This is a genomic window from Streptomyces sp. NBC_00996, from assembly GCF_045162675.1.
Classification (GTDB): domain Bacteria; phylum Actinomycetota; class Actinomycetes; order Streptomycetales; family Streptomycetaceae; genus Streptomyces.
Genome location: NZ_CP108723.1, coordinates 206,322 through 222,693, shown reverse-complemented (window position 1 = coordinate 222,693; position 16,372 = coordinate 206,322). Strand labels below are relative to the sequence as shown.

The 16,372-nt window shown below is 68.1% G+C and carries 11 protein-coding genes and 5 pseudogenes; 6 read left to right on the top strand and 10 right to left on the bottom strand.

Going from position 1 to position 16,372, the window contains the following annotated elements; translation table 11 throughout:
* Positions 1-7: 7 nt before the first annotated feature.
* The gene (locus OG390_RS01085) at positions 8-583 is read right to left on the bottom strand and encodes a TetR/AcrR family transcriptional regulator (RefSeq protein WP_406177441.1); all 576 of its coding nucleotides are present in this window, start codon (positions 581-583) and stop codon (positions 8-10) included.
* Positions 584-768: 185 nt separating this feature from the next.
* On the opposite strand from OG390_RS01085, the gene OG390_RS01080 reads away from it, so the two are divergent.
* On the top strand, positions 769-1,917 hold the full coding sequence (locus tag OG390_RS01080; protein WP_406164558.1) for an FAD-dependent oxidoreductase: 1,149 nt from the start codon (positions 769-771) through the stop codon (positions 1,915-1,917).
* Positions 1,918-2,317: 400 nt separating this feature from the next.
* On the opposite strand, the gene OG390_RS01075 is transcribed toward OG390_RS01080, so the two are convergent.
* Positions 2,318-3,826, bottom strand: a complete 1,509-nt coding sequence (locus OG390_RS01075) for a MauE/DoxX family redox-associated membrane protein (protein ID WP_406164557.1) — start codon at positions 3,824-3,826, stop codon at positions 2,318-2,320.
* A 190-nt stretch (positions 3,827-4,016) separates the two neighbouring features.
* On the opposite strand from OG390_RS01075, the gene OG390_RS01070 reads away from it, so the two are divergent.
* Positions 4,017-4,145 (top strand): hypothetical protein, encoded by a 129-nt coding sequence (locus OG390_RS01070; RefSeq protein WP_406164556.1) that lies wholly within the window; start codon positions 4,017-4,019, stop codon positions 4,143-4,145.
* Between the two features lie 149 nt (positions 4,146-4,294).
* Positions 4,295-4,507 (top strand): hypothetical protein, encoded by a 213-nt coding sequence (locus OG390_RS01065; RefSeq protein WP_406164555.1) that lies wholly within the window; start codon positions 4,295-4,297, stop codon positions 4,505-4,507.
* A gap of 153 nt (positions 4,508-4,660) precedes the next feature.
* Here the strand turns inward: OG390_RS01065 and OG390_RS01060 are convergent.
* Positions 4,661-5,334 (bottom strand): annotated as a pseudogene (locus tag OG390_RS01060) (lactate utilization protein C).
* 725 nt (positions 5,335-6,059) lie between these two features.
* On the opposite strand from OG390_RS01060, the pseudogene OG390_RS01055 reads away from it, so the two are divergent.
* Positions 6,060-6,254 (top strand): annotated as a pseudogene (locus OG390_RS01055) (transposase); the annotation flags it as partial.
* 98 nt (positions 6,255-6,352) lie between these two features.
* Here the strand turns inward: OG390_RS01055 and OG390_RS01050 are convergent.
* Positions 6,353-6,976, bottom strand: a complete 624-nt coding sequence (locus OG390_RS01050) for a BlaI/MecI/CopY family transcriptional regulator (protein ID WP_406164554.1) — start codon at positions 6,974-6,976, stop codon at positions 6,353-6,355.
* 586 nt (positions 6,977-7,562) lie between these two features.
* A complete protein-coding gene (locus OG390_RS01045) occupies positions 7,563-8,141 on the bottom strand; it encodes a lamin tail domain-containing protein (protein WP_406164553.1) in 579 nt (192 codons plus the stop codon).
* Between the two features lie 658 nt (positions 8,142-8,799).
* On the opposite strand from OG390_RS01045, the gene OG390_RS01040 reads away from it, so the two are divergent.
* The gene (locus OG390_RS01040) at positions 8,800-8,997 is read left to right on the top strand and encodes a hypothetical protein (protein ID WP_406164552.1); all 198 of its coding nucleotides are present in this window, start codon (positions 8,800-8,802) and stop codon (positions 8,995-8,997) included.
* 81 nt (positions 8,998-9,078) lie between these two features.
* Here OG390_RS01040 and OG390_RS01035 read toward each other — a convergent pair whose 3' ends face one another.
* Both OG390_RS01035 and OG390_RS01030 read right to left on the bottom strand, forming a co-directional pair.
* Positions 9,079-9,405 (bottom strand): hypothetical protein, encoded by a 327-nt coding sequence (locus tag OG390_RS01035; RefSeq protein ID WP_406164551.1) that lies wholly within the window; start codon positions 9,403-9,405, stop codon positions 9,079-9,081.
* Between the two features lie 305 nt (positions 9,406-9,710).
* Positions 9,711-10,616, bottom strand: a pseudogene (locus OG390_RS01030) (IS256 family transposase); the annotation flags it as partial.
* 398 nt (positions 10,617-11,014) lie between these two features.
* Here OG390_RS01030 and OG390_RS01025 point away from each other — a divergent pair.
* Positions 11,015-12,264: pseudogene (locus OG390_RS01025) on the top strand (IS110 family transposase).
* Between the two features lie 34 nt (positions 12,265-12,298).
* On the opposite strand, the pseudogene OG390_RS01020 reads toward OG390_RS01025, so the two are convergent.
* The 3 genes and pseudogenes from OG390_RS01020 to OG390_RS01010 form a co-directional block, all read right to left on the bottom strand.
* Positions 12,299-12,598, bottom strand: a pseudogene (locus OG390_RS01020) (transposase); the annotation flags it as partial.
* 362 nt (positions 12,599-12,960) lie between these two features.
* Positions 12,961-15,708, bottom strand: a complete 2,748-nt coding sequence (locus OG390_RS01015; RefSeq protein WP_406164550.1) for a protein kinase domain-containing protein — start codon at positions 15,706-15,708, stop codon at positions 12,961-12,963.
* Between the two features lie 153 nt (positions 15,709-15,861).
* Positions 15,862-16,308 (bottom strand): hypothetical protein, encoded by a 447-nt coding sequence (locus tag OG390_RS01010; RefSeq protein ID WP_406164549.1) that lies wholly within the window; start codon positions 16,306-16,308, stop codon positions 15,862-15,864.
* Positions 16,309-16,372: the final 64 nt, after the last annotated feature.

Here is a 16,372-nt window from a genome sequence, read left to right as displayed (position 1 = left end):
TGTGCGCTCAGGCGCTGGGGTTGATGCTGTTCCAGCCGCGTCCGAGGAGGTCGAAGGCACGGCTCACCCTCTCATGGCGGTCGGCGTGGCCTCGGGCGGTGCGGGGTGCTTCCAGGACGAAATGGGCGAGTGCCGCGCAGTGCGGATCGTCGGCGGGAACTCCGGTTGCCTCGGCGATGGCGTGCGCGAGCGCGGTTTCGTGGCGCAGCCACATGTTCTGGGCGTAGTCGCGCAGGGCGGGGGTGCTCTCCACGAGTGCGGCGAAGGCCGCGAAGTCCGCCTCGCCGTCCGCAGCCTCGACCCGGTAACGGAGGGCGTGCTCGCGCAGGGCGGTCAGGACGGACTGGCCTTGGTGCCGCTCGCGCACGGCGGCCAGCAGCCGCGATTCCTGTTCCGCGTCCTCGTCGAAGACGAGCGCCTCTTTCACGGGGAAGTGCTTGAACAGCGTGGTGGTGGACACGTCCGCGGCATCAGCGATGTCCCGGATGCCGACTTGGTCGTAGCCACGTTCGAGGAAGAGGCACAGCGCGGCATCGGCCAGGGACTGCCGGGTGGCGGCCTTCTTGCGTTCGCGGCGCCCCATCGGTTCGTGCCCCGCAGTTGTCTCGTTCACGCCTCAACCCTACTCTTTTGGTTGCACAACTTCAAAAGTTGAGTTGTTGCACTTTTGGGCTGGGGGTGCTCTTCTGGAAGCGCCGGCCGTCGGCGCGGCCCGACCGAGGGCCGGCCCTTCCTCCTGTTGAGCGCACCCATGAGCGGAGCATCACCATGTACGCCTCCACCGCACCCCGCATCGCGATCATCGGCGCCGGCCTCGGCGGCCTGACCTGCGCCCGCATCCTCCAGCAGCACGGCATCGCCGCCACTGTCCACGACCTGGACGCCTCCGATACGGCCCGCAACCAGGGCGGCACCCTCGACATGCACCCCGACTCCGGCCGGCACGCCCTGCGCGAAGCCGGACTGCTGGACAAGTTCCTGGCGTTGGCCCGCCCCGAAGGCCGGCAGATGCGCCTGGTCGGCCGCGACGGACGCGTCCTGTTCGACGCCGTCCCGCCAGAGGCCGACACGGACGGCAACCCGGAAATCGACCGGGGCCAGTTGCGCGACCTCCTGCTGAACTCCCTCACGCCGGACACCGTCCGCTGGAGCCACAAACTCACGCACGCCGAACCCGTCACCGACGGCGTCCACCGACTGCACTTCGCCGACGGCACCACGACCGAGGCCGATCTCGTCGTCGGAGCCGACGGCGCCTGGTCGAAAGTCCGCCGCCTGCTCTCCGACGCGATGCCCCTCTACACCGGTGTCACGTTCGTCGAAACCGGCCTCGACAACGCGGACACCCGCCACCGCGCACTCGCCTCACTCACCGGCGACGGCACGATGATGGCCCTCGACAACAACCACGGCTTCGTCGCCCAGCGCAACAGCCACCAGCACATACGCGTCTACATCGGCATACGCACCGACGAGCACTGGCACCACAACGCCGGCGTCGACCTGTCCGATGACCGCGCCGTTCGCGAAGCACTCCTCAAGGAGTTCACCGGCTGGAACTCCGACCTGCTCGGCTTCATCACCGACACCGACAGCGGGTATATCAACCGGCCCCTGTACTCCCTGCCGGTGCCCCACACCTGGCAGCACAAGCCCGGCATCACCCTCCTGGGCGACGCCGCGCACCTGATGTCCCCCTTCTCCGGCATGGGCGCCAACCTCGCCATGCTCGACGGCGCCGACCTCGCCCGGGCCCTCATCACCCACAGCACCACCGACGAGGCCGTCCGCGCCTACGAGGCCCTGATGCTGCCCCGCTCCACGGAAGCAGCCGAAGGCGCCGCCGAGGGAATCGACAGCGCCTTCGCACCCGACAGCGCCACCCAAGTCCTCGACCACATGACGCAGAACCACTGACATTGACACTCGTACGCAGGTTCCGGTGGTCGTGGCTCTACCACTGGCTGACGTCCTGTTGGGCTGTCTACCCGTGGTGCCGTCCGGCTGACGGGGCCCGTTCTCATGGCTCCGGCCGGTGGAACATGACCTGATAGGCCTCCTCACCGGTGAGGCCGAGACATGGCCGTGCTGCCGTCTGTGCAGGGCCGGGGGACACCTCACAAGGCCAGGCGGGCGGCTGCGGCTATAGATGGCCGTCGGGTTCCTGGGCGCCCGCCGTTCCCCGAAGAACGTCTGCGCCCTGGTCGGCGAAGGCCTTGGCGGCGGCTTCCTCCCGGGCGTTCTTGGCGTGAGCTTCCGCGACGGCTCGGGCAGCACCCAGAACGCCTTGACGCTCGGGGAAACGTTCGGCACACACCTACCGCTGGGGGGAACCGCTGGGACACGACTCGGGGAACGTGACAGGATGACCAATGCTCTTCATGGCGCTCTTGTACTCGGCGACGCCTGGCAACTGCTTGGTTGCCGCTGACCAGATCACCGTGGTGCAGGTCTTGGTGTCGCAGTTGCCGCCGAACGTCAAGAAATTCTCGCTCTCCACCGACTGGCAACGGCACAGGGCCTGACGGGGGTTGTGGGGATCGATCTCGCAGACCACATCCAGGCAGTTCGCCCATCGGGCGCGGGTGGTGCAGGTCATGGTATGCGTCCGGCTGGTGGTGTTCTGCACCGAGAACGTGGAAACCAGCCTGTCCTGCGCCGGCGCGCGCTCGGCACACGAGGCGAACCCGAACGAGTAGCCGTCCTGGACCACGCAGTGGCAGATGACGATGCCCGGATCGTTCGGTGACGGCTCGCACGCGGCTGAGGTGCACAGTGCGTAACGCTGATCGCACAGCCATCCGCGGCCCGCCGCGAGCTGTTTCGGCGGCCGCTTGGAGGGGGTGATGCCGCTGACGCCGCGGCCCACCGCGCAGGCCGAGGCGAGAGCAGGAACCAGCGTGGCCGACGCGAACAACACCGCCCGCCGTGCGATCGTCGACCTGTCAAGGGGCTGGAGGGCCTTGGAGACGAGGTCGCTGATCTCCGCCGCGCCGACCGCTGGCACGGCCGCGATGATCCGCTCGGCGTCGATCAGCACCGCGCTGGGCGTGGCCGTGACCCCGTAGGCCGCAAGCACATGGCGGTCAGGGTCCGCCAGCAGCCGTCGCAGCCCGGCTTCGCCCGCTCCGACGAGGGGCACCGGGCGGGCGCCCCCGCTCACGACGGCAATGGTCACGCGCTCGTCGTGATCCTGCTGCCACCGGGCCACCTGCGGGAGCAGTGAACTGCAGGCGCCGCACGCGCGATCGCTGAAAACAAGGAGAAGCGGACGGCCCCCCACCAGCAAGTCCCTCATGGTCCACGTCCGCCCTGCTTCATCCGGCAGCGAGAAGTCGGGTGCCGGCATGCCCGGCCGCACCTTCCCGCCTTGTTTCGCCCATAGGGTGATCCAGAGCGCCGACACGATGGCTGCGAGTCCCGCGAAGAGCCAGGGGAGGTGTCCGCCGGCGGCGACGAATCCCGCGAGGGTGGCGAGGAGCACGTTGCGGGCGACGGTCGACCACCCGACCGGAGCGGCGTGCAGCCGTCCGAAACAGTGACAGGCGGGGGCCCGCCCGCGTGACACGTTCAGCGCGATGACCCCGCTGAAAACGATCAACAACACAAGCGCCCCCAGTGCACCGTCGCGCGCCGACGGACGTACCACGAGAGCCAGAGCGATGACGAACTCGCCCATCACGAGGAGCCGTCCGAGGGGCACCGCGGCCCGGGTGGGCACCCCGAAGTCGACCATGGTGCGACGCAACCCGTCGCGGTCGGTCAGCTTGGCGACCGCCGCGACCCCGAAGACCGCGGCAAGCGCAATCGCCGCCGCCAGGGCCATACCGTCCACCACAACACCTCCCTCTCGGCTGCTACGGCAGGGGACGCGAGGACCCGCGGTACGGGTCGCGCCGCATCGCCTGCGACTCACTCGTACCGACATCCGGGCAGAACAGCCCTCCACCCCTGCAACACCCCCCAGAAGGACGAGCCATGCGGTTCGGAAGGCCCGCGGGCGCAAGGCGACGGCGATGACCCTTGTGTGCCCCTGCAACGGAGCACCTCCGGCTGAGGCGCCATCCGCTTTCCTCACCGCTTGGCAGGGCGCCCCGTCCGAGGTCGCGGACCTGCTCTCGTACTACCTGGGCGCCGACACCTGAGCACTCCGCCGGAAGTCCGGTGCGTGACGGCCGCACCGGACCTGCTCAGCGAGCCGCCCGCACCGGCGCCACCCCTCGCGCGGCGCCGCATCCAACAGCCCCCGCGTATCAGGGTGTTCGGGCGTGCTGAGCACCCAGTCGGTTGACCCGTGCTCGACCACGCGACCCCGCCGCATGACGATGACCTCGTCCGTGACCTGCTGGGCGACCGCCAGGTCATGGGTGATGAACACGTACGACACGGTGAGCTGCTCGCGCAGATCCGCGAGGGGGCGGCGCCGCGGGTCAACCTGTCCATGGCGTTCCGTCCCCACGCGCGCGGCCATGAGGCGATGGCCGGTTTGGCGGAGGACCACTTGTAGCAGGATGCGTCAGGCCGGTGCGGTTCGACGAGGAAAGCCTCGTCGGCCGCATCGGGCCGCGCATCTTGAGCAGCGACACCGTATGGACACGGAGGTGCTGTCGCCTCGGTGGCGCACTTGACGATGAGCCTGAAACGTCATGGCGAACTCTCGTCACGCGGTGATCAGCACCACGTGCAGGATACGGGGCCCGTGCACCCCCTCGACCCGGTCCAGCTCGATGTCGCTGGTCGCGGACGGTCCTGAGATTCACGTCAGCCGGTGTGAGGGATCGAGGCGAGAGAGAGCTTGCGGGACCGAAGGCGACGATCTGGTCCGGGCCCTGTATGACGCAGATGTGCAGGTCCGGGACGAGGGTGAAAGCCCGGCGGCCCTGACCCGGGCCGCCGTCCAGGACGATCGTGCCGGTCTCCGCGATGGCCAGCGCGCGGGTGGTGATCACGGCGTCGGTGGAGTCGAGGTCGTACGGCGTCAGGGCCGCGCCGGTGGAGGCATCCTGGTCGGTGCGCTGTTCCACGGCCGAGTCGGGCAGCCAGTTGCCAGAAGGGCCGGGTGGAACGACGACAGTGCGGGAGCCGTGCTGGGTCAGCAACGTCGCGATGAGGGAGGGGAGTTCGCTCTCGACGGCGCGGTGCACGACCGCTCTGTAGTCGGCCATGTTCTCGTGGAGCAGGTCGAGGACAGCTTCCGAGCTGTCGGCAGTGTGGGTTGTGGAGTAGGCGCGGGTGGCCGCTGGCACCGGGGGTGCATCGGCGAGGGCGGTAGCGTACGCGGGCCAGGATCTGCTCGGGCGACGAGGACCTCGTGCTGGAAACGGGAGCGGTCATGAGCGGTTCTTCTTCCACCAATGACGGAAGGTCTCGGCGGGCCTCTCGGGTGGCTCGCGACTGTTCGTCCACTTGCTCGCGCCCAGACCGGGGAGCTTCTTCAGGTGCAGGTTGCGCGTCTTCGACGCGACGCGTTCGCCCGCGGCGAGGACACCTCTTTGCGTCCGATCCGGACGGGGTCATGTCTTTGGGGAGCACTGTCACGGTCCAGTCGTTCTTCGCCGTCCATGGCGGTGTACTTCATCCGGTTCTGCTGTGTCCGAGCCGGTTCCTTGAACTGGCCGTATACGCCGGCGAAGTCGATTTCCGAATACGGGGCATCGCCGGAGACGGGAAGGCAGGAGGCGCCAACGGACGTGAGGTTCTTGCCCCGGCTGGCTATGCACCCATCGTCGGCGCCGATTTTTACGGTGAGGTCGGTGCCGTGCCTGTAGCGGTCGTTGGCCAGCGTCGGGAGTAGTTCAAGCTTGTATGCGGCCGGGGGAAGGAGTTGTCCGGCGGGATGTCGGGGCGGGTGAGCCCATACGCGGTGACCCCCGCGGCGCAGGCCGCCACCAGCACACCGGTCACGATGGCCGCGTTCCGGCGGGTGCGCTTCTTCCTCTGTGCGGGTGGGGAGCCGTGATGTCCAAAGGGCTGCTCAGGCCCGCGCGCCTGAGTGGTCTGCACGGGGGAAACCGGCGGTGCCGCGGCGGCGTTGGCCACCGTCGTCGTGCGGGGCATGCTCGACGAACCCGCGGCATGAGCGCCGCGACCGTGCCCGCCTCGCCCACGCGCAGCGGGCGCTTGCCCGCAAAGCCAGGGGAGAGGGGGCCAATCGAGCCAAGGCCCGGCGCCGGGTCGCCAGGATCCATGCCCGGATCGGCGACCGCCGCAGGGATCATCTGCACAAGCTGAGCACTCGACTCGTGCGTGAAAACTGTGATCGGGCCCGCATCCGCACGGCGGCCGGGTGCTTGGCACCGTCCCCGTCCCCGTGCCCGTCCCGGCGGCGGTGCGAGGGCACGGGTGGGGGAGTTCAGTCGGCTACTGCCTCCTGCTGCGGCTCGGCTGCGGCAGGCTTTTCCGCGGCCGTCGCGGTGTAGTAGACGGATGAGCCCTGCTTGGTGCGGTGGGCGTGGCTCTTGGCGACCAGGTTTTCCAGGGTGGTGCGCACGACGGTGGTCTTGATGTTGCGGTCGGGGTGGGCCTGGGTGAGTGCGGCGCAGATTTCGGCGGCGGAACGCGGCTCGCTCTGTTGTCCGAGGTGGTCGCGGATCAGGTCGACGAGGGTCGGCTTGGCGGCTGTCGTGGATGCCTGCGCGGGCGAGGCGCCGGTGCCGGTCTTTTTGGGCGCCTTCTTCTTCGTACCCGTGGCGGCGGCCTTCTTCGGCTTGCTCTGCCTGGGTGCGGCGGATGCCTGGTGCGGCACGGCCGGCGCGGCTGTGGTGTCCGTCTTGGTGGCGGGGCGCGCGTCGCCGAGTGCCTGCTGCATGTTCACCAGCACGGTGTGGTCGTGCTGCAGGGCACCCAACTGCTCCTGCAGGGCCTCGATGTCCGCAGCGATACGTTCCTGCTCCTTGGTATTGCTCTCAAGGTCGCCCGTCACCTGGGCGAGGTACTGCGAGGTCAACTCGGTGGTGTGGGTCTGGCTTTCAGACATGACGTGGGCCTTTCTTTTGTGGTCCGCGGGCACGGCGGTGAAAGCAGGGGTGTGTCCGCGAACGGATGGAGCCGGATGGAGAGTGTGTCTTGTCGGTGATGGCCGGTCCACCCGCAGGACACAACTGCACGCGGGTCAGGACTCGCCGGCCCCGGTGAACGCGGCGATGAAGGACTGTCAGGCGATGCTGTTGACCGAGCGGGGCAGGCCCCCGGGTGGTGAGATGGATCAGCAAAGGCCACGCATGCGAGGTGAGAACTGTCGTGCCCTCTCGGGCCTCGGGCGGGCGGCGGTCGACGACACACACTCATGCACGCCAGGACACGCTCCCACACAGTCAATGAGCAGCAGCTGCCGACCTCACGTGCGCCGCCCGTATGTGGTGCGGGGACAGGGCCCGTTCCGGCATGAGAGGCCACCGGCGAGGGGCGCCTGTCGTTGTCATGCCGGCGTGTTCTCGCCTTTCGGCCGGTCCGAACAAATGGGCGTGCCCCAGGCAGTGGCCTGGGGCACGCCCCTCGTGGACGCGGGCAAGTGGCTACTTCATCGCCTGGGCCTGCCCGTGGCCGTGGCGGCCGTGGTGGCCCTAACGCCCCTCGTGACGGCTCTCGCGCCCTTCGAGACGGCCCTCGCGCTCGTCGTGGCCGCGGCGGTCGTTGCTCCAGGAGGGGGCGTGGCGGTCGTTGCCCCGGGAGGGGGCGTGGCGGTCGTTGCCCCAGGAGGCGGTGTCGATGATGCGGCCGTGGTCGTTGGCGAGAGTGGCGGTGTCGGAGTGGCGGTCCCACACCGAGGTGCGGCGGTCCTGGTAGAGGTCGGTGCCGCTGTCGCGGCCGACGCCGGTGTGGACGCGGACGGTGGAGCGGCCCTCCAGGCGGTAGTGGCGGAAGGTGTAGGTGCGGCCGTCCTCGTCGGACAGCGTCCAGCCGTCGAGGTTCACGCTGCGGTGGGAGGTGTTGGTGACGTCGACCCACTCCATGTTCAACGAGCGGTTGCTGCGGTTGTCGTGGCCAAGGGAGTGCTGCACGTCGCTGATCTCCACCTGCGCGCGGTGCAGGCGCGTGCCGTTGTCGGCGGAGGCCGATGCCGCGGCGGCGCCGGCCAGGGCGCCGGCCGTCAGGACGGCAGCGGCCAGGCGGCGGGCGGTGACAGACAGGGAAGCGGACAAGGTTGCCCCTCGTTTCGTTGCGGCAGACCCGTGTCCCGGCACGTGCGTGCCGCGGGTCCGGTGTGCCGGGTCCCGGCCGGGTGGCCGAGTGCCCGCAATCTGCCGCCCCCGCCTGCCGATGTGGACGAGGCGTGAAGGGTGTTACGAATTGCCCATATTTCTGTCACTCTCGGTTGTAACGTCCATGTATGTAGTGAACGTACCAGCCGGGGCGCCGACGACCTGCCTCGACCGCTTCAGCACTGACCGCACCCCTCCCTCCGCCCGCACGCGCCACCCCACCACCGGCCACCTGCACACCCGAAAGTGCGTAACAACACCGAAGTCCCGGCGAGGCGTTCACGCCCTCGGGGCTGCCCACGGCACCCGCTCCTGCGCGGCCCGATGCTGCGGGCACGCAGCGCGCGCCCGCCAGCTTTCGCCTCGCTCGGCCGGCTCGACCCGTCGGCCGCGGCCGACGTCGTCGGTCTCCTGCTCGACCTCCTCCGCTGAGCCGACGCGGCGGCTCTACGCTCCGCCCCGTGGGACAGACCACCGCACAGAAGGCCGCGAAAGCCGGCGGGCTGACCTGGTCCTAACAGCCCCACCCCCGGCCGACACCACCACCACGGCGGCGGCGACGGCGCCGGCGAACCCGGCCGCGGACGACGACCAGGCGGTGGGGCTGCGCACAGCTCACGGACACCACCTGCCGGACATCACCCTCGCCGCCCTGCGCTACGCCCGTGCCAACGACCCCAGCTTCCCGGCCTCGGTCGCCAGGCGTGGCGTCGAACTCCTCTACCGCGTCGGCAACCGCAAGTGCTGGGCACGCAACCGACCCCGCGCCACCGTCGGCACCACCGACCTGGACTGACCAGCCCGGCCACTGGAGTTCGCAGCCTGGGCCCTGTCCGATCCGGCCACCACGATGACCCCGACCCGGAGAACGCTCGGCTCACCAGGCCCTCCACCACTGGAAGGAGCACCGCACCACGACGAAGACGGCGACGCTCCCGGACCTGCTCCGCCTCGCCGACCCCGTGCTGGCGTCCCGACTCTGCGGAGTGCGCGGGATCCCCTTGCTCGGCCATGCCCAGATGAAAAGACCGCTGGTGTGGTTGGCGAAGGCGACGACGTGGTTGGCCAGTTCCTCGCTGGCCTTCTCTTCCGAGCCGTAGTGGGCCTGTTGGTAGTCCAGGTCCTGGCCTTCGGCGGCGTCTTGGTTGCCGATCAGGTCGGTGAGCAGCAACAGCACCGCGTCCCTGATTGAGCAGATGTTCAAGGAAGACCAGCGAGATCATCCGCGATGACCTCTACGAGCTTCAGGAGGACCGCGCGGTGAAGAGGGCCGGCGGGGATGAGCACGTTGCTCGACGCTTCGAAGAACTCCTCGACTTGGTCGACGCCTGACGCGGCAGCCCTCCTGCGGTGTCGGCTTCGATAACGCGTCGTACTCCGATGTCTCGTCAGCGCCTTCGCTCATGCCGCTCGGCCTGTTCGCCGCCCGGGATGCCGGCGCGGGCTAAAGAACGTGCGGCAGCCCAAGCCGGGTGTGTCAATTTAACGGCTGATCTTGGTTGTTGAGGTTCAGTTGTTGGCCGGGGTGAGCCGGCCTTCGAAGGCGATCTGGAAGGCGTTCAGTGGTGCCTTCCAGCGCATGGTCCACCTCTTGCGGCCCTTGCCGGTCGGGTCGAGGCTCATCAGCGCCATGTAGACGCACTTGAGGGCAGCGGTCTCCGACGGGAAGTGGCCGCGAGCGCGAACGGCCTTGCGTATCCGCACGTTGACGCTCTCAATCGCGTTCGTGCTGCAGATGACCTTGCGGATCTCGACGTCGAAGGAGAGGAAGGGCACGAACTCGGCCCAGGCGTCCGACCACAGCTTCACGATCGCCGGATACTTCCGGCCCCATGCCTCCTGGAACTCCAGGAACCGCTCAGTCGCCGCGTCCTCGCTGGGGGCGGTGTAGACGGGCTTGAGCGCTTTGGCGACCTTGTCCCAGTCCTGGCGGGCTGCGTAACGGAAGCTGTTCCGGAGCAGGTGAACGACACAGGTTTGAACAATCGTGCGAGGCCAGACGGTCTCCACCGCCTCGGGCAGGCCCTTGAGCCCGTCGCAGACCAGCATCAGCACGTCGTCCAGGCCGCGGTTCTTCAGCTCGGTGAAGATGTGCAGCCAGTACTTCGCGCCCTCACCGCCGTCCCCGGCCCAGATGCCGAGGATGTCGCGGGTGCCCTCGGCCGTGACGGCCATGACAACGTAGATCGGCCTGTTCGCGACCTGGCCATCCCGGATCTTGACGTTGATGGCATCCACGAACAGGACCGGATAGACGCGGTCCAGCGGACGGTTCTGCCATTCGGCCATGCCCTCCATGACCTTGTCGGTGATCGTGGAGATGGTCTGCTTGGACACCTCGGCCCCATACACCTCGGCCAGATGTGCGGAGATCTCTCCGTGCGTGAGTCCCTTCGCGGACAGCGACAGCACCATCTAATAGCTCACTGGTGGACCTGAGCCAGAGGTGGCAAGGGCCCACCACCCCCGCGTGATGCAGGCCTGCCGCCGTTCCGGGATGAGATCCCTCATGGTCAGACCGGCCGCGTCCACGGTGGCGTCGCCTGGCGGAGGCCTAAGGACCATTCGGGACGAGATCCCCGAGACGAGACAGGCCCCGTCCGGCGCCGCCGGCCACAACAGCTTTCATGTCCTCAGCCCGCCGGCAGGGGCCGACCTCTCAGAAGATCGCGAGCCATGAGCTCTCCAGCAGACCGAGGTCCCTGCCGGTCGCTGGAGACACGAACGGCTCATGAGATGGCGTGCCTGGAGCACTTCTATTAGAGCGCCGCGTGCTCCGCAGGGAGTTGACCTGCGCATACGAGCCCTGACTGATTCAAGGAGACACGGTGACCCGCTTGTTCTGCGGCATCGACTGGGCGGAGAGCCACCACGACATAGCCCTCGTTGACCACGATGGTGACCAGGTTGCCAAGCTGCGGATCAGCGATGACTACCCGGGGCTCTGCGCCCTGCTGGAGTTGCTGGCCCGCCACGGCGACAGCCCTGACGCTCCGATCCCCGTCGCCATCGAGACGCCGCGCGGCCTGCTGGTCGCAGCCCTGCGCGCGACCGGCCGGAAGGTCTACGCGATCAATCCTCTCGCGGCGGCACGCTACCGGGACCGCGGCAGCGTCTCCCGCGCGAAGTCGGACGCCGCAGACGCCCGAATCCTGGCCAACATCTTGCGGACCGACATCAAGGCCCACCGCCCGCTGCCTGCCGACAGCGAGCTCGGACAGGCCGTGGCCGTGCTCGCCCGCGCCCACCAGGACGCGATCTGGGACAAGGGCCAACTCGTCAACCGACTCCGCTCCCACCTGCGCGAATACTTCCCGGCTGCCCTGCTGGCCTTCCACGGCAGCGGCAAGCTCGGCCTCGACTCCGCGTATGCACGTGCGATCCTCACCTCCGCGCCGACCCCGGCCGCAGCCGCCAAGTTCACCCGCGGCCAGCTCCGCGCACTGCTCAACCGGGCGGGCCGGCTCCGCCGCTCAGTCGACGAGGAAGTCGAGCGTCTGCGGGAACTGTTCCGCTCGGAGCAGATGCGCCAACTGCCGCTGGTTGAAAAGGCGATGGGAAACCAGACCACGGCCCTGCTGCGGCAGCTCGACGCCGCCTGTACAAGCGGCGACGTCCTCTCCAACGCCACCGAGGAGGCGTTCCTGTCCCACCCGGATGCACAGATCATCACCAGCTTGCCGGGCCTGTCGGTCATGTCCGGCGCACGCGTGCTCGCAGAGATCGGCGACGACCCCACCCGGTTCGCCGACGCCAGAGCTGTCAAGGCATACGCCGGCGCCGCGCCGGTGACCCGCGCCTCGGGCCGCAGCCACATCGTGGTGGCCCGGACCGTCAAGAACAGACGCCTGGCCGCGTGGGCTACATGTGGGCGTTCGCGGCGCTGCGTTCCTCCGAGCCACGTGCCCACTACGGCCGCCGGCGGGACGGCGGCGAACGCCATACCCGGGCCCTCCGGAATCTGTTCAACAAGCTCCTCGGCTGCCTCTACCACTGCATCCGGAACCGCACCCTCTACGACGCCGAGAAGGCTTTCCCGGAACGTCTCACCCTCGCCGCATGACCGCCGAACTTGACCCGCCAACGACATGAGATGTCTCGTCCACCCCGGTCAGCCGGCGCTGCCGCTTCTTGACTATCTGCGGCTCGAAGGTCCCGGCCACGTCCCGGGGCACCTTGACCTCGACCGGGCCGACATCGGTCAGCACTGTCTTGGCGCGGGTGCCGTTGCGGGAGTTGCCGTTGTTCTTCCCGGCCGGATCGTGCTTTTCATAGCCGACGTGATCGGTGATCTCGCCTTCCAGGGCCGACTCCAGCACCCGCTTGGTCAGCTGCTGCAACAGCCCACCCTCGCCAGTCAGTTGCAGGCCCTCACCGCGAGCCCGGTCAACCAGCATCGCGATCAACTGCTCGTCCGACGTGGCCGCACCGACCGACTCGACCACGGGCTCTTGCTCGATCGTCATCTCACTCACTTGGCGTCTCCATGATCAACAGATCCGCCGTTGATTAGACACTCCCGGCGAGGCGGGCGTGGGGCTCGGCCCGCGTCTGCCGTAGGACCGGACGAGTCAACTGCTGCGCAGACCAGCCGGTTCAGCCCGGAGCTTCTGACAGCGGCGAAACGGCAGTGTCTGCTGGTCGCTCGACGGCGGCACACTGTGATCTGCACTTGGGGAGGAGACGAGAGCGTGCGCGGCAGTGACGAGGCGACGCGTGGAATCTTGACGGCGCGGTGTGCCACTTGATGCTCAGGAAGTTACCCAGGAATGATCCAGCACTGGACGGTGCTGCCCTTGACGCAGGCTGCCCGGAGGCTGCCGTCGGCCAGGTACGCCAGGGCCATGATGGTACCGGTGTGGCCAGTTCGGTGATCGCTGACGAGTTGGCCGGAGTCCACACGCCACCGCCTTACGGTGCCGTCGTCGCTAGCTGCGGCGAGGAGAGCGCCGTTGGGCGAGAAGGCCACGGCACAGATACCGTTGGGATGACCAGTGAGAACGTCGCCGCTGTCACTACCGGAGAACGGATCCCACAGCGCCACTCCGTGAAGGCCCCCGGTGGCTAGGGTTTTGCCGTCGGGTGAGAACGTCACTGCGCGGACGCCGTCGTCCTTACCCAGGTAGCGGTCACTGACGGACTGGCGGGTGCTCATGTTCCACATCCTCAGGCTCCCGTCAACGCCAGCGGCTAGGTGGATGCGGTCCGGCGAGAAGGCCACCGCGGAGAAGCCTGAGCGGAACCGCTCGTGCAGGGACAGCGTGTATGGGAACTGGTGTGGTCCCGCCTGCCACATATCCACCAACCATTCGTAGCCGGAGGGGGCTCCGACCTCGAAGTTGATACGTTCGCGGCTGGTGACTGCGGTCAGGTAGGCGCCGTCGGGGGAGAAGGCCACCACGCGGATGCGCGTGCGGTATCTCGGAGCTCGCGTGGGGGATTGACCGCCGAACTGGCGGACGGGTTGGCCGGTGGCCAGATTCCACAGCTGCACGGGTCCCTGCTCGCTGCTGGCGGCGAGGAAAGCGCCGTCGGGCGAGAGTGCCGCCGCCTGGACCCGACCGTTGTCGTAGGCCAGCGGCGCAAGCGGTACCGGTCGCGTGCTGGAGAACGCAGTTGTGCCCGCATGGAGCGACGTCGCTGCGTGTGAGGGCGGTGTTGCAGCCTTCGCGGAATGCGCTGCTTCGTACAGGCCTACCCGTCCGTCCAGCTTGCCAACTGCAAGGAAGGCACCGCAGCATGAAACGGCCACCGCCGTGACATGGTCTTGGTGGACGCTGACTGGGACGGGGAAAGGCTGGCTGATCAGTCGGCGATGGGCGGGATCCCACACCCGCACCGTCTTGTCCTCGGTGGCAGTGGCCAGGAGGGCACAGTCGGGTGAGAACGCCACCTGCATGTGAGACCAGTGGCCTTCGACTATCTCTCGCCACTGCGGCGATGCCTCACCAGGGTTTCTGCCAGCCGTGGTGAGGAGGACCCCCTCAGGTGAGAAGGCTACTGCCCATGCCCTTTTGACGCGCACATCTCGGTCGTCAGCAGGAGCGTCGACCCGCTGGCAGGTGGTCACGTCCCACAACTGCTCTGTGAAACTGTCGGTGGTGGCCAGCAGGGTGCCATCAGGCGAGAACGCAGCTTGAACGGTGGGGCGATTGGTGGGCAGGTTGCCGACGAGTTGTCCGGCGGGCACGTCCCACAGCCATATCTCGTTGTCACCGCCCGTGGCCAGGAGAGAGCCACCAGACGATATCACCATCGACTTGATGGCGGTCTCTGTGTGGAGCTGACCGGTCTGTCGACGCGCTGCCGGGTCCCAGAACCGGACGTTGCCGTTGTGGCCGGCGGTGGCCATGACAGCGCCGTCGGGCGAGAACGCCACGGCGACGCCAGGGAAAGGCTCGCCGACCTGGCGTGTGACCGGGTCCCACAGCCGGATCTCGTTGCCGCCCACTGTGGCCAGCAGGGAGCCGTCAGGCGAAAACGCCATGCCCATAACGCCCCCGGTGTGGCAGGGCGTCGGCCTCCCCGTCATGCGGTAGCGGAGCATGGAAGGGGGGCGAAGGGGAGATTGGTCTCGTCCTCTGCTGGGGGATGGTGTCTGGGGTAAAGAGCCTGCACCGGGCTGGGATGTCGATGGCCCGGGAGCGAAGGACGCTACCGACGGCGGAGTACGGGGGAGCGGGGTGGAGGTGTGGGCGTGTACGAGCTCGGCTACCTGCTCCGGCATCCAGCCGGGTCCGGCGAGCCACTCCGCGGCGGTCACCTCGCTCTGGCCACCGCCGCCAGCGCCGACGAACTGCTCGAGCAGATAAGCGACAGTAGGCCGCTGGCCAGGGGACTTGGCGAGGCAGGCAGCCACCAGCCTGTGCAGGCCAGCAGGCAAGACGTCCAGGGTGGGAGGCTCGTAGGCGGCACGGTGATTCACGGCAGCCGGGGGCCAATCACCGAACGGACCGGTACCAGTGGCGGTGTAGGCCAGCACTGCACCCAGAGCGAAGACGTCGCTGGCGGGTCCGACCGGCTGGCCAAGGAGCTGTTCAGGGGACATGAAACCGGGAGTGCCAGGAGCCTCTCCCGTACGGGTCAGGCCGCTGGCATCGCTGGCCAACGAAATACCGAAGTCGATGACGCGAGGGCCGTCGGCTGCCAGAAGAATGTTGGAAGGCTTCAGGTCCCGGTGGACAATTCCGGCAGTATGGATGGCTTCCAAGGCCTCGGCCAGCCCGGCGCCGAGGGCGAAGACGTGCGCGGCGGGCCACGGGCCGTGTCCAGCCACAGCGTCGCCGAGCGAGACGCCAGGGACATAGACTGTGGCCAGCCAGGCGAGCGAGCTGGCTGGATCGGCGTCAACCACACCAGCGGTGAAAGCCCCGTTGACTCTCCGGGCGGCGGCGATCTCCCGGGCGAATCGGCGTCGGAAACCGTCGTCGCAAGCCAACTCGGGACGGACCGTCTTCACGGCCACAGGACGTCCGCCGGGCGACCGTCCCAAATAGACCTGGCCCATACCTCCGGCTCCGAGCCGGGCCAGGATCCGATAGCGCCCTACCTGCTGTGGATCCCCGGCCTCTAAGGGTTTGAACGCAGCCACCGAACCCCCTGCCAACGGCTAGCGTCGTAGATGCCGCATCATTCCTGATAAACCCCTACTTACTCAACCTTACGAAGGAGTACTCCAGAGACACCCGCGCAGGTTTGATGATCTGCGAACCTTAAATGCGACGAAGTGCGTCGGCCACTCACCCGCCCGCACCGCGCCGGCGCCGCGCCGCTGCAAGCGGTGCTGGAGCCGTTCGAAGGCGAGCCCTTCTCCTTCCCACACGACCAGTTCGCCGTCGACCGCCGTCGCATCAGGGAGCCGCGCGGCTCCGTCCACGATCTCCGAGAATGCCGACGGCATCTGCGTGCCGCGCCGCGAGCGCAGCTCCACGCGGCCCGCATCGACGGAGAGCAGCGCCCGGTATCCGTCCTTCTCCAGAATTTGATGTGTCTCATGAGACAGGTTGGCGGTTGGCTTCGACAACGAGACCTGGCCCCGCTTGACACTGAGATTCGGCCCAACTTGGCGATCTTTCGGGCATGGCCTGGCAGTGGAGTTTTGCTCCATCCAAGCCTCGCGGCATGCTGATCCGACATGCTGGGCCGCACGGGGATATGGCAACGGGGCTGGG

What these genes read in the sequence shown, in the direction of transcription:
- OG390_RS01075 (WP_406164557.1), bottom strand. Translation starts at nt 3,826, where the DNA reads ATGGCCCTGGCGGCGGCGATTGCGCTTGCCGCGGTCTTCGGGGTCGCG.
- OG390_RS01080 (WP_406164558.1), top strand. Translation starts at nt 769, where the DNA reads ATGTACGCCTCCACCGCACCCCGCATCGCGATCATCGGCGCCGGCCTC.
- OG390_RS01015 (WP_406164550.1), bottom strand. Translation starts at nt 15,708, where the DNA reads ATGGGCCAGGTCTATTTGGGACGGTCGCCCGGCGGACGTCCTGTGGCC.
- OG390_RS01050 (WP_406164554.1), bottom strand. Translation starts at nt 6,976, where the DNA reads ATGTCTGAAAGCCAGACCCACACCACCGAGTTGACCTCGCAGTACCTC.
- OG390_RS01010 (WP_406164549.1), bottom strand. Translation starts at nt 16,308, where the DNA reads ATGGAGCAAAACTCCACTGCCAGGCCATGCCCGAAAGATCGCCAAGTT.
- OG390_RS01070 (WP_406164556.1), top strand. Translation starts at nt 4,017, where the DNA reads ATGACCCTTGTGTGCCCCTGCAACGGAGCACCTCCGGCTGAGGCGCCA.
- OG390_RS01085 (WP_406177441.1), bottom strand. Translation starts at nt 583, where the DNA reads ATGGGGCGCCGCGAACGCAAGAAGGCCGCCACCCGGCAGTCCCTGGCC.